This window comes from Thiohalophilus sp., assembly GCF_046483665.1.
Lineage (GTDB): Bacteria > Pseudomonadota > Gammaproteobacteria > UBA6429 > Thiohalophilaceae > Thiohalophilus.
In genome coordinates, this window is sequence record NZ_JAWOCR010000016.1 from 1 (window position 1) to 12919 (window position 12919).

At 57.0% G+C, this 12919-nt stretch carries 15 protein-coding genes; 4 read left to right on the forward strand and 11 right to left on the reverse strand.

The features are described from left to right. The 5 genes from R6U90_RS04275 to R6U90_RS04295 all read right to left on the reverse strand — a co-directional run. The coding region (locus R6U90_RS04275; RefSeq protein ID WP_410351431.1) for a four helix bundle protein at window positions 1-180 on the reverse strand (180 nt) is incomplete at its 3' end. Between the two features lie 83 nt (window positions 181-263). Further along, window positions 264-653 carry a 30S ribosomal protein S9 gene (gene rpsI / locus R6U90_RS04280; protein WP_410351432.1) on the reverse strand — a complete coding sequence of 130 codons (390 nt, stop codon included), beginning with the start codon at window positions 651-653 and terminating at the stop codon, window positions 264-266. A 12-nt stretch (window positions 654-665) separates the two neighbouring features. Beyond that, entirely contained in the window at window positions 666-1094 is a 429-nt protein-coding gene (rplM, locus tag R6U90_RS04285; protein WP_410351433.1) for a 50S ribosomal protein L13, read from the reverse strand. Window positions 1095-1680: 586 nt separating this feature from the next. Next, window positions 1681-2349 carry an alpha/beta hydrolase gene (locus R6U90_RS04290; RefSeq protein WP_410351434.1) on the reverse strand — a complete coding sequence of 223 codons (669 nt, stop codon included), beginning with the start codon at window positions 2347-2349 and terminating at the stop codon, window positions 1681-1683. 460 nt (window positions 2350-2809) lie between these two features. After that, entirely contained in the window at window positions 2810-3118 is a 309-nt protein-coding gene (locus tag R6U90_RS04295; RefSeq protein ID WP_410351435.1) for a (2Fe-2S) ferredoxin domain-containing protein, read from the reverse strand. A 345-nt stretch (window positions 3119-3463) separates the two neighbouring features. On the opposite strand from R6U90_RS04295, the gene R6U90_RS04300 reads away from it, so the two are divergent. The 3 genes from R6U90_RS04300 to coq7 all read left to right on the forward strand — a co-directional run bounded on the left by R6U90_RS04300 (window position 3464) and on the right by coq7 (window position 6147). Continuing rightward, a complete protein-coding gene (locus tag R6U90_RS04300; protein ID WP_410351436.1) occupies window positions 3464-4696 on the forward strand; it encodes a (Fe-S)-binding protein in 1233 nt (410 codons plus the stop codon). Then, window positions 4693-5202: an outer membrane beta-barrel protein gene (locus R6U90_RS04305; RefSeq protein WP_410351437.1), complete on the forward strand. Its 510-nt coding sequence runs from the start codon at window positions 4693-4695 to the stop codon at window positions 5200-5202. The genes R6U90_RS04300 and R6U90_RS04305 overlap by 4 nt, the downstream gene beginning before the upstream one ends. Before the next feature lie 300 nt (window positions 5203-5502). Next, window positions 5503-6147: a 2-polyprenyl-3-methyl-6-methoxy-1,4-benzoquinone monooxygenase gene (gene coq7, locus R6U90_RS04310; RefSeq protein WP_410351438.1), complete on the forward strand. Its 645-nt coding sequence runs from the start codon at window positions 5503-5505 to the stop codon at window positions 6145-6147. 152 nt (window positions 6148-6299) lie between these two features. Here the strand turns inward: coq7 and speD are convergent, their stop codons facing one another. The 4 genes from speD to R6U90_RS04330 form a co-directional block, all read right to left on the reverse strand. Then, window positions 6300-7085: an adenosylmethionine decarboxylase gene (gene speD / locus R6U90_RS04315; RefSeq protein ID WP_410351440.1), complete on the reverse strand. Its 786-nt coding sequence runs from the start codon at window positions 7083-7085 to the stop codon at window positions 6300-6302. Between the two features lie 47 nt (window positions 7086-7132). Further along, window positions 7133-7525, reverse strand: a complete 393-nt coding sequence (locus R6U90_RS04320; RefSeq protein ID WP_410351441.1) for a VOC family protein — start codon at window positions 7523-7525, stop codon at window positions 7133-7135. A gap of 145 nt (window positions 7526-7670) precedes the next feature. Then, window positions 7671-9323 (reverse strand): DUF885 domain-containing protein, encoded by a 1653-nt coding sequence (locus tag R6U90_RS04325; RefSeq protein ID WP_410351442.1) that lies wholly within the window; start codon window positions 9321-9323, stop codon window positions 7671-7673. 40 nt (window positions 9324-9363) lie between these two features. Further along, complete coding sequence (locus R6U90_RS04330) at window positions 9364-9792, reverse strand: OsmC family protein (protein ID WP_410351443.1); 429 nt, start codon at window positions 9790-9792, stop codon at window positions 9364-9366. A gap of 210 nt (window positions 9793-10002) precedes the next feature. Here R6U90_RS04330 and crp point away from each other — a divergent pair, with 210 nt between their 5' ends. Next, a complete protein-coding gene (crp, locus tag R6U90_RS04335; RefSeq protein ID WP_410351444.1) occupies window positions 10003-10641 on the forward strand; it encodes a cAMP-activated global transcriptional regulator CRP in 639 nt (212 codons plus the stop codon). A 257-nt stretch (window positions 10642-10898) separates the two neighbouring features. On the opposite strand, the gene trpC is transcribed toward crp, so the two are convergent. Together trpC and trpD are read right to left on the reverse strand one after the other, a co-directional pair. Further along, window positions 10899-11696 carry an indole-3-glycerol phosphate synthase TrpC gene (gene trpC / locus R6U90_RS04340; protein WP_410351445.1) on the reverse strand — a complete coding sequence of 266 codons (798 nt, stop codon included), beginning with the start codon at window positions 11694-11696 and terminating at the stop codon, window positions 10899-10901. A 185-nt stretch (window positions 11697-11881) separates the two neighbouring features. Beyond that, on the reverse strand, window positions 11882-12898 hold the full coding sequence (gene trpD, locus R6U90_RS04345) for an anthranilate phosphoribosyltransferase (protein WP_410351446.1): 1017 nt from the start codon (window positions 12896-12898) through the stop codon (window positions 11882-11884). Between the last annotated feature and the right edge of the window lie 21 nt (window positions 12899-12919).

A 12919-nucleotide genomic window follows, 5' to 3' on the forward strand; every position in this document is an offset into this window, starting at 1 on the left:
AACGCGGGTGCGGTCAGTTTCCCTTTCATAGCCTTCGGCGATATTCGAGGGCACGGAAAGTGCCGCCCTCGTGATTTGATCCTTGAAGCTGTATTCCCGGCAGTCCGCCAGGGTCTGGTACAACCTGACTGACAGCCGGCAGGCCCGTTTCCAGACATCCAGGCTCTCGAGCGCATCCATGCCCCTTCCTCCTTGAAGTCCGTGCTTTTCCTCGTGACTCGTCCCTCGTCACTCGGCCCTGCGTAAAAAACGCCGCAGCGTTTTTAACGCTTGGAGTACTGAGGACGTTTACGCGCCTTGTGCAGACCGACTTTCTTGCGTTCGACTTCGCGGGCGTCGCGGGTGACGTAGCCGGCGCGGCGCAGCGTGGGACGCAGGGTCTCTTCGTATTTCATCAGGGCGCGGGTAATGCCGTGACGAATGGCGCCGGCCTGCCCGGTGTTGCCGCCGCCGCGAACGAAGACTTTGACATCGAAGGTACCGGTGTTCTCGGTCAGCTCGAGCGGCTGGCGAACCACCATGCGGGCGGTTTCACGGCCAAAATATTCGTCCAGGGGACGCTTGTTGACGCTGATGCTGCCGTTACCGGGGGTCAGGTAGACCCGTGCGGTGGAGTTCTTGCGACGGCCGGTGCTGTAGTAAGTATCTGCCATGATATTTCCTGCTTAGAGTTCCAGTGCCTTGGGCTGTTGAGCCGCATGGTTGTGTTCTGCGCCGCGATAGACCTTGAGTTTGCGGAACATGGCCCGGCCCAGCGGGTTTTTGGGCAGCATGCCGCGCACGGCGGATTCGATAATCCGTTCCGGATGCTTGGCGCGCTGCTTGTCCAGGGAGACGGACTTGATGCCACCCGGGTAACCGGTGTGGTGGTAGTACATCTTGTCCCACTCTTTCTGTCCGGTGACCGCGATCTTGTCGGCGTTAATGACAATAATATAGTCACCGGTGTCCACGTGCGGGGTGTATTCCGGCTTGTGCTTGCCGCGCAGGCGGCGGGCGATCTCGGTAGCGACGCGACCCAGAACTTTGTCTGTCGCATCAATCACATACCAGTCGCGTTTCACGGTTTCCGGCTTGGCGCTAAAGGTTTTCATCGACTCGAGCCTTAAGTTATTAAACTACTGCAAAAAAGAGGCGGAATCTTACAGAAATCGGGGGCCCCTGACAAGAGCCGCCGTGCGGACGGGCTATTTTTTACGGACAAAAAAAAGGCGCGGTAAAGGGGGGAACCGCGCCACAAATACCACCATAAGGAGGATGGAGGAGTCTAAAAACTGTATTTCAGTGTTTGCTAATATAACGGAACTCTAATCAGGGATCAAGCCCGATTTCTGATTTTTTTAGCCGGGAAATACCTCATAAATCATAGGGATGGGGGGGGCTGAGTTCTGAGTTCTGAGTTCTGAGTTCTGAGTTCTGAGTCAGATTGTCATTCCGGCGAACGCCGGAATCCAGGACGGCGAGTTGTGACCAGAGGGACTGGATCCCGGCTGTGCGCCGGGATGATTGCCTCAAAATTCAGGGATTCGGTGCATGGGACGTGCCCTGCGGTGACCTCCGGACATCAGGACAAGGAAAATATCTTAATCTTGCAGGGTACGTTTTACGCACCATCACTCTCTGGCACGGAACATTTTAATTCTTCGTGGCTTCGAGCCTTCGTGGTAAATATCTTCCTCGTCACTCGTCCCTCGTACCTCGGCCCTGAGCTGTCGCCGCTGGCGACAGCGCCGGCCATTCCTCAATCACCGCCTCCCGCACCTCATTCAATCGCCCGTGAAAGAAGTGGCTGGCGCCGTCGAGCCAGATGAGCCGGGGCGGGTTGTCGGTCTGGCGGGCGACCCAGTCTCGGACCCGGGCGGCGTCGATGACTTCATCCTCGCTGCCCTGGATGACCAGCCAGGGGATCGCGATCCCGGGCAGATCATCGGTGCCGTAAAGGGACAGGGGCGGCGCCGCGACCAGCAGCCGCTCGGCCCCCACCTGCGCGTGCATTTTGAGCGCGACCTGGGCGCCGAAGGAGAAGCCGCCCAGCCACAGCGGCGCGCCGGGATACTGTTCCCGCACCCACTCGACCACGGCGCGCAGGTCGTCGAGCTCGCCGATCATATTGTCGAACTCGCCCTGCGAGCGCCCCACGCCGCGGAAATTGAAGCGCACCGTTGTCGCGCCCAGGCGGTTCATGGTCGCGGCGAGAATATGCACCACCTTGTTGGTCAGCGTGCCACCGTGCAGCGGATGGGGATGGCAGAGTACCGCCACCGCACCGCCGGGGGCCGGGTTATCGGGTTCCTCGACCTTCACTTCCAGCTTTCCGACCGGACCTTCAATTAATTGATTTTGACTCATGAATAATCCTTACCCTTCGGGGAGTGACGAGGGACGAGTTACGAGGGACGAGGAAAAGCTTCATAACCGTAAACTACGGGAGCGCCTCCGGCGCGATAGACCGTACAGCCCGATAGATTGTCGCGGCTGGGTCACTCTCGGCTCACTGTAGAACCCCTTCGGGTTTCATTCAGTATTACTTCGCGTTGCTCAGGTCATCCTGCCTCCCGCGACATTAGTACATATATGGACGTCAAGCCCCTCCCACAATGACCTGGCTTTGTGGGAGGCGATTACATCGGCGACTGATCGTGCCGTACAGCGAGGCCTATCGCGGCGCAGCTGCTCCTGCCATCCCATTTCACGATTTTCGATTTTCGATTTCCGATTTCCGATTTCCGATTTCCGATTTCCGATTTCCGATTTCCGATTTCCGATTTCCGATTTCCGACTACGAACTGCCGACTGCCGACTTTGCTTTCTATATTTTTAACCGCTCCACGACTCTGCCGTTCAGCAGATGTTCCTCGATGATCTCGTCAATATCTTCCTCGTCGACGTAGGTGTACCAGATCTCGTCGGGATAGACGACGATCACCGGGCCTTCCTCGCAGCGGTCCAGGCAGCCGGCGTTGTTGATGCGGATCTCGCCCTTGCCGTGCAGGCCGAGATCCTTGACCCGCTGCTTGGCGTAGTCGCGCAGTTTCTGGGCGCCGAAGTTGGCGCAGCAGGTTTCGCCCTCTTCACGCTGATTGACGCAGAAAAAGACATGGTGCTTGTAAAAGGACATAAACAACTCCTCATCGCCAGGGGAATAGTTACGAGTTACGAGGAAAACCGTCATGGCCGAAAACGGCAGGAGCGCCTCCGGCGTGAAAGACCGTGCAGCCCGATCGAGTGTCGCGGCTGAAAGCCCCTCCCACAATACTAAAACAGCCCCTTGCTTTGTGGGAGGCGATTTCATCGGCGACGACCCTGCCCGCACGGCAAGGTCTATCGCGGCGCAGCCGCTCCAGCCGTGCAGGGAACCAGGATTTTGATCTTCCCCGTCTCTCGTAACCCGTCCCTGTTATTTAAGATTATGTCATACATCGGGCTGAAACCGGATGCCGGAACAGGGTAGACTTGCCGGACCATGCAGCCCGACGATTTTGACTCCCCGTCTCTTTCCCGACAGATCGATCAGCTGGCCGATCAGTGCGTCAAGTGCGGGCTGTGTCTGCCCCATTGCCCGACCTATCAGGCCGAACTGACCGAAAACGAGTCCCCGCGCGGGCGTATCGCCCTGCTGCAGGCGCTGGCCAACGGCCAGCTGGAGGCCGCACCCAGACTGCGTGCGCATATTGACCACTGCCTGCTGTGTCGCCGCTGTGAGCGGGTTTGTCCCTCGGGCGTGGAATATGGCCGGCTGTTCGACCTGGGCCAGCAACTGCTGGAACAGAATCGCCGCCCCGCACGCGCGGTACGGCTGGGACTGGCCCTGGTCACCCGTCCCGCCTGGTTGCGGACTCTTGCCCGACTGATCGTCTTGAGTCAGCGCAGCGGGCTGGCCGAGCTGGGCCGTCGCCTGGGACCGGGCCGGGGCCCGGTCCTGTTGCGCCGGGGACTGAGCCTGCCACGGCTGCCCTGGCCCCGCTCCCTCGCGTCCCACTACCCGGCTACAAGCCAAAAGCGAGGCCGGGTCGCCCTGTTCACAGGCTGCGTCAGCGCGGCCGTCGACAGCCGGACCCTGAGCGATACCATCGCGGTACTACGCTATTTCGGTTTTGAGGTGAGCGTTCCCGCCGCGCAACAATGCTGCGGCGCCCTGCACGCCCATGGCGGACAGCACGCACAGGCTGAACAGCTGGCGACGCTCAACCGTGGCGCTTTCGCCGGCGACTTCGAGGCGATCATCGTCACCGCCTCCGGCTGCGCCAGCCAGCTTCTGGAGGCGGCCCTGCCTGTACCGGTACGCGATGCGGTCAGCTTTATCGCGGAACAGCCCTGGCCCGACTCGCTGCGGATTCGCGCCGGGGATGAAACCGTGGCCGTGCATGAACCCTGCAGCGCGCAGAATGTGCTGCGTTCCAGTGGCGACATCTACCCGCTGCTGGCCCACATTCCCGGCCTGCAGGTCATGCCGTTGGGGGACAACACCACCTGCTGTGGCGCCGCCGGCAGTTATCTGCTGCGCTATCCCGCCTTTGCCGATCAACTGCGCGCAAACAAGCTGGCAAGCATTAAAGACCAGCCCCCCGATCGCATTGTCACGACCAACATCGGCTGTGCCCTGCATTTGCAATCGGGGCTGGTCGAACAGCACAATTTTATTCCGGTCATCCATCCACTCACCCTGTTACGGGAATATATCGAGGCCCCGACATGATTCATCGACGACAATACCTCTGGTTACTGTTACTGGTGGCCGTGACGACTTCGGCGACAGCCAGAGACAAAGACCATTTCTCGGTAAAACTCGGTACCCTGCAGCATGAGGACCCGGCTTATGATCCGGCAATGAACCTGGGATTGACCATAGGCGGCAGCCTGTTACGTGGCCAGTACGCCGATCTCGGACTGCAACTGGAGATCAATACCTCGGTGATCGAAGGCGACACTTCGACCATTCGCAAAGAGTGGGAGATGGACAACCACGCGCTCTACACCACCCTGCATCTCGGCCAGCGTCATTATCTCAAGCTCAAGGCCGGCTACATCGACTGGCAGGTACGCTACGACACCGAAGCCGAACGCAACGGCAATGGCCTGACCTGGGGCATCGGTTATGGCTATCCGCTGGACAACGGGCATACCCTGGAGCTGGAATACACCCTGCTCAGCGACAATGAAGACTACAACATCAGTTACATCAGCCTGGGTTACTATTTTTAAATTATTACTTCTCAACGCAGAGGCGCAAAGGCGCAGAGAACGCAAAACTTTTAAATAAAACTGTTCGTTCGGACTATGCTGTTACCTGCACCCTGTTTGTGAGCAAGACATATACAGCACAAGACTATTGAAGGTATAGAACCAAACATCACAACCGGAGCAAATCTGACCCAAATCGCCCGAGCCGTTTCCGCAAGCGCTACTATCTTGAATTAAAATTAATGCCTCTCTGCGACCTTTGCGTCTTTGCGCCTCTGCGGTGGGTTTTTATTCTCGTCAATCTGGGGTATCTTAATTAGTATGGAACAACGTCATTACAGCCCGGTGGATCATTTTCTGATGAATGTCGATCTCGGCCTGCGCACACTGGTTGGCCGGCCGATGGTGACCGAACGCGCCAATCCGGCTGAGGCGGTCGGGGAGGCGGAACAGGATGAGAAGCAGAAAGTTCTCGCTGCGCGGCTCATGCGGATCAACCATGCCGGCGAGGTCTCGGCCCAGGGGCTGTACCAGGGCCAGGCACTGACCGCCCGGCTGCCGGAAGTGCGCGACAAGATGGAGCGCGCCGCGCTGGAGGAAAACGATCACCTGGCCTGGTGCGAATCACGCATCAACCAGCTGGGCGGGCACAAGAGCTATCTCAACCCGCTGTGGTATGCCGGTTCGGTAAGTATCGGCGCCCTGGCCGGCCTGGCCGGTGACAAATGGAGCCTCGGCTTCGTTGCCGAAACCGAGCACCAGGTGGTGCGGCACCTCGACAGTCATCTTGAACAACTGGATGAGCGCGACGCCAAGTCCCGCGCCATTCTGGAACAAATGAAAGAAGACGAAGGCCACCACGCCACCACCGCCCTGCAGGCCGGCGGCGCCGAACTGCCCTTCCCCGTCAAAAAGCTCATGCAGCTGACCTCGAAGATCATGACCCGCACCACCTATTGGATTTAAAAGCAAAACACCAAGACGCCAAGACTCGAAGGATTAAAGACTAAAAACTTCGTGTCTTCGAGCCTTCGTGGTTAATTTATTTATATCGGAATTACGAATGAGGGGGGGCGGGTTTTGATCTTCCTCGTTACTCGTCCCTCGTACCTCGTCCCTTACTTGGAAAGTTTAGGCATGTTCTGGGCGTAGAAGATTTCCAGCATCTCTTTTTGCAGGCGCTGATGCAATTGTTTGCGTTTGTTTTCGGGCAGGTCTCTGGCGTTGACGTCAAACAGATAATTGTCCAGGTCGAACTCTTTGAGAATCATCTTGGTATGAAAGATGTTTTCCTGGTACATGTTCACGTCCACCATCTGGTAGAGGTTCTTGGTATCCTTGGCAAGGAAGTTCTGGATCGAGTTGATCTTATGATCGATGTAATGTTTCTTGCCGCGCACATCACGGGTGAAGCCACGCACGCGGTAATCCATGATCACGATGTCCGACTCGAAGCTGTGAATCAGATAGTTCAATGCGCGCAGAGGTGAGATGCGCCCGCAAGTGGAGACATCGATATCCGCACGAAAAGTGCTGATGCCGTTATCGGGGTGGCTCTCCGGATAGGTGTGCACGGTAATGTGGCTCTTGTCGAGATGCCCGACAACCGATTCGGGCAACGGACCCGGGGCCGCATTGGTGTCGAGATCTTCTTCCGGAATGACCGGCTCTTCGGAGATCAGCATGGTCACGCTGGCGCCCATCGGGTCATAGTCCTGACGCGCCACGTTGAGGACATTGGCACCAATGATGTTACTGACCTCGGTGAGGATACCGGTCAGGCGCTCGGCATTGTACTCTTCATCGATATACTCGATATAGGCCGCCTGTTGCTCGGCCGTATCGGCATAGTTGACATCGTAGATATTGAAACTCAGAGTTTTGGTGAGGTTATTAAACCCCATCAGACGAATCTTTCTGCTGTGTTTTTTATCCAACAGCTTACCTCTCATTACGCTTTTGCCAGTGGCGGGTGATAGATCATCTGTACCACGTTGCCGTCCGGATCATAGCAATAGAAACTGCGGGCACCGTCGCGGTGGGTCTTGGGTTTGGTGCGCATTAATACCTCATTGGCGAGCAGGAATGCGTACCATTCATCCACCGCTTCGGGCATATCGAGGATGAAACCGATGTGATCCAGGTGTTGCGGTCCATCGAAGTCCTCCTCGCTGCGATGCAAGGCGAGGTTATCGTTGCCCGAGGTGAGATAAAGGTTGGCGGGGTCCGGTCGCCACTCCTCGCGCATCCCGAGCAGCTCTACATAGAACCGCTCGCAGGCGTCGAATTCCCGGACATACAGGGCGACATGACGCAAACCGGCAGTGGCAACGGGACGTTTCATCACATTCTCCTTATGGGCGCGATCGGGAAAAACAACCATTTTAAACCAACCACACAGGGTCGTCAGGCGTTTTTGTCCCTGAGCCGATACGCCCCGGCTGCATCGATTATGGTGTCAAATCAGTCAGTAGCCAGCCGGCAACCGTTCAGACGTCCTTTTCGGTTGCCGGTTCGGTGAAGATACTGCGTTGGACGCTGTCCCAGACCGGCCTGCCGAACTGGCTGCGGATTACATACGGCAGACCGATGGACCCTTCCGCCAGCAGTCGATCGTGGAAGGATTTGAGCTCAAAGGGGCTCTCCAGCTGCGATAATCGATCGCGAGTCTCGTTAATCAGGGCCCAGCCGGTGGCGTATCCCATGGGCACGGTCGGTGCGTGGGTATACCAGCCCAGATCAGCCAGCGCCTGTTCGCGCGTGAAACCCAGCCACTGCTCCATCCGCTCTGCCGCTTGCGCGATCGAAAGACCCCGGGTGTGCAACTCCACATCCAGCATGATGCGCAATGCGCGCCACAGCCGGTCCTTGAGCAAAACGAAACGCGACTCCGGCGTGTCGAGGAAACCCTGTTCCTGCATTAACTGCTCGCAATAAAGCGCCCAGCCTTCATACAGTGTCGCTGATGGATTGACCAGGCGCGGCAAGCTACTCGAACGATAGCCCCGGTTGGCGGTGACAAATTGCAAGTGATGACCGGGCCAGGCTTCATGCACGCAGGTATGACGCAAACTGACCCGGTTGTGCTCACCCAGCGCCGGCAGATTCTCGACCGGGGTGACATAGTAATAGCCCTGTTGCTCCGGATCGTTAAACGGGGGTTCCATATAGGCAGCAAAGGGAATTTCATGACGCAAAAAGGTCGGCGTCTCAACCACCTTCAGCGATTCTTTGCCCGGCAGGCTGACCAGGTCTTGCTCGGCAACAAAGGTCTGTGCGGCCTGCATGTTCAGTCGGTATTGTTCCAACAGTTCTTCCGCTGCGGGGTGACTGGACTGAATCTTTTTCGTTAATTGCCGGATATCCTCGTCCCCCTGCAACTCGAGGGTTGTGGCCTTCAGTTCGGCTAACGTCTCGGCAAACAATCGCTCGCCCAGAGCGTGCAACTGCCGCGCACTCACCGGCAGGGCATGGCGATGATGTAACAGGCGTTCAAACCGGGCTGTACCACAGGCAAAATCCCCCGCCGCCTTCGACTGCAGTTCGTTCTCCATGAAATGGGCAAACTCGTCAACAGCATGCGCGGCCTGTTCCAGTTCCGCGTTGAGCCTGTGCTGGATAAAGACCGGGTGCTTGCGCAGGCTGCGCAGATAGCCCGCACCCTGCACGGCCTCGGTATGCGCGGCCTCCAGCCACAGGGACGGTATCGCCTCGGGTTCACTCTGCAGATTGGACTGTGCGTTACGCAAATGGCGCGGGATGGCCTGCAGCCGGTTTTGCAAGTGCTGTTTGTTTAATTTGAGGTCGTGCAGTGTTAATTGATAGATAGCATGGATCGGCAGATAACGCGCCGGATCCCGGTAACGCCAGTCATGCTCAATCAGTTCGGATGATTCGATAACAGCAGCGCCGTACATCACTTCCCGATCAATCACCTGTGCAGCAGTCAACGCCGAGATATTGATTTCATCGAGCGCGTCGATCAGTTTTTCATTCAACGCCTTCAGGGCACCGATATCATCGTCGGCAAACGGCATCAGTTGCGATTCAAAACCACGTACACCCAGGTCTACCGCGGTCTCGGGGTGAAAACGGAACCAGGCCTGATAATAACTGTGCACGAGGCCAGGGAAGTCAGCCATAAAAATTATTCCTTGGGGTTCAATTCAGTTAGCGTTGCGATCATTCATCTTCCGGTTCGAGTACTTCGTAGTCATGGCTGATTTCAACGCCACCGTTGGCAAGCATAATTGAAGCCGAGCAGTATTTCCCGGCCGACAGTTCCACGGCCCGTTTGACATGTTTCTCACTGAGTCCTTTGCCGGTAATAACAAAATGGACATGGATGTGAGTAAAAACCTTCGGTTCTGTTTCGGCCCGTTCGGCATACAGCTCGGCAAAGCAGTCGCGAACCGGCTGGCGGGATTTTTTCAGAATATTGATCACGTCAAAGCTGGTACAACCGCCCATGCCCAGCAGCAGCATTTCCATGGGGCGAATGCCGAGATTGCGACCGCCATGTTCCGGCGGACCATCCATCACCACCGCATGACCGCTGCCCGACTCCCCGACAAAAGTGGCATCCTGGACCCATTTAATCCGCGCTTTCATTTGGCTGTCATCCTCCCGAATCACACTGTGTAGAACCGGCCGGTATTGCCTGTAACCCGGTCGGCGACTGCAAAACCTCTGCCGCTTCAGCATCCCGGCAGGTGACGGCATTCTCAAATCGACGAGGAAAACCGCCGGCTCTATTGTAAATACCTTTTATTGGTATACCATAGGCGGGAACCGACGTCAGCAGACTATATAAGGAAAAGCATGGTTCAGGCCAAGGTTGAAAATACGGGCATTCCCACGCTGGATCGCTTCCTGGAGCATTGCCACCGGCGCCAGTACCCTGCCAAAAGCGTCATCATCTATGCCGAGGACGATTCTGAAGTTCTCTACTATATTGTGGACGGCTCGGTTTCGGTTCTGATTGAAGATGAGGAAGGCCGGGAGATCGTGTTGGCCTATCTCAACAAGGGCGATTTCTTCGGCGAAATGGGCCTGTTTGACGAGGAGCGCAACCGCAGCGCCTGGGTCCGCGCCCGCACTACCTGCGAAGTCGCCGAGATCAGCTATGCCAAATTCCGTCAGCTGTACCAGGAACACCCGGACATTCTGTTCGCCATGGCCCGCCAGATGGCCACCCGTCTGCGCGACACCAGTCGCAAGGTCAGCGACCTGGCCTTTATGGATGTCACCGGCCGCGTCGCCCGCACCCTGCTGGATCTGTGCAAGCAACCCGATGCCATGACCCACCCCGACGGCATGCAGATCCGCATCACCCGCCAGGAAGTCGGCCGCATCGTCGGCTGCTCCCGCGAAATGGTCGGTCGCGTACTCAAGACCATGGAAGAGCAGGGGCTAATCTACGTCAAGGGCAAGACTATCGTCGTCTTCGGCACCCGCTAAGTGCCACTTTTCAGGGTTGCTGGAAAATAACGCGGAGATCGCAGAGGCGCGGAGCCGCAGAGTTTTCTGTTTTATATTTCGATTTGATCGCAGTTAACTTTTTACTTCTACGTGACAGCGCGTATTGGTCCCGAAAATACCTTTATCCCAACAGCAAATCACTGCCCGATTTTTGAAACCAAAGCTGCGATACAGCTATAACTCCACAAAATTATTTTCTCCGCACCTCTGCGTTTTATTTCCACAGAACCATCTATTTACTCGAACAGGGCCTTGAGCCGGGCACCGGGATCGTCGACGACCATGAAGGCTTCGCCGACGAGGAAGGTATGGACGTGGTTATCGCGCAGGAGTTTGACGTCGTCCGGGGTGTGAACGCCGCTTTCGGTGACGACGAGACGATCGTCGGGGATCGAATCCAGCAGTTCAAGCGTCGTTTCCAGTCGCGTTCCGAAGGTCCGCAGATCGCGATTATTAATTCCGATCAGCGGTGTTTCAAGTTTCAGGGCCCGCTGTAGTTCTTTGGCATCATGCACTTCTACCAGTACAGCCATGCCCAGCTGGCGGGCCAGGTCATGCAGCGCGCGCATCTGTGTATCGTCAAGCACGGCAACAATCAGCAAGATGCAATCGGCACCGATCGCTCGTGCCTCATAGACCTGATACGGGTCGATCATGAAATCCTTGCGCAATACCGGCAGGGCACAGGCATTACGTGCCTGTTGCAGGTAGTCATCACTGCCCTGGAAAAAATCCACATCGGTCAACACCGACAGACAGGCCGCACCGCCCTGCTCGTAAGACCCGGCGATCTCGGCGGGCATGAACGGATCGCGCATCACGCCCTTGCTGGGCGAGGCTTTTTTAATCTCGGCGATCACCGCCGGCCGGTGGTTCGCCAGACGCTGTTCGATTGCCTGAACAAAGCCCCGTACCGGTGACCCGTCCCCCGCGCGCTGTTGCTGTTCCGACAACGGAATGATTGCCTGGCGTTCGGCCACCTCCTGCCGCTTGCGCTCGATGATTTTTTTCAGAATGTCGGGAGTATTTGTCACGATATTACAGGTTCCTGGAAATTCAGTTTTACCGCAGAGGAACAGACAACGAGAATATAATTTTGAATGTTAAGTTTTAAATGATGAATTAAGGCCATAGCTTTTTAATTCAAAATTAAAAACTCGAAATTAATCATTGCTTTATATCTCTGCGTTTCTCTGCGCCTCTGGGTTAAAGCTTTATCTCAAAATGATTTGGACAATTTCACCAGTTCGTCGAGCCTGGCGGCGGCAGACCCATCGGCAATCACTTCGGCCGCGCGTTTGACGCCGGCCTCCAGACTGGATACCAGATCGGCGGCATAGATCGCCGCGCCGGCGTTGAGCTGGACAATATCCCGGGCCGGGCCAGGCTGGTTGTTGAACAGGTTTTTGATTATCGCCAACGATTCTTCGGCAGTCGTCACTTTCAGCCTGGCCACATCCGTGCGCGGCAGGCCGAACTGTTCCGGGGTGATGCTATAGCTACTGATCTTCCCGTCTTTCAACTCCGCCACGTGGGTCGGTGCGCCAGTGCTGATCTCGTCCATGCCGTCTTCGGCGTGTACCACCAGCACATGTTTACTGCCCAGTTTCTTCAGTACCTCGGCCAGAGGTATCAGCAGTCGATCGGAGAAAACTCCGAGCACCTGACAAGGCGCCCCGGCCGGATTGGTCAATGGACCCAGGATATTGAAAATCGTGCGGACCCCCATTTCGCGGCGCGGCCCAATCGCATGCTTCATGGCACTGTGATGCAGGGGCGCGAACATGAAACCCACCCCGATGTCATCAACACAGCGTGCTACCTGCCCGGGGCTCAGTTCCAGATTCACCCCCGCCGTTTCCAGAACATCGGCGCTGCCGCAGCGGCTGGAAACCGAGCGATTACCGTGCTTGGCTACCTGCCCGCCGGCAGCCGCCACTACAAAAGCACTGGCGGTGGAGATATTAAAGGTACTGGCCGCATCACCGCCGGTCCCGCAGGTATCAACCAGATGCTCGCCCTGTACCGAAACCCGGGTTGCCAGCTCCCGCATCACACCGGCGGCCGCAGCGATCTCGTCTACCGTCTCGCCCTTCATGCGCAATCCCACCAGGAAGCCACCGATCTGTGCCTGGGTCGCCTCCCCGGTCATGATCTGCCGCATCACCTGGGTCATTTCCTCGCCGCTCAGATCGCGGTTCTCGGTCACCGCTTTGATTGCCGTTGGCATATCCATCTGATGCCTCCTGGTTTATTG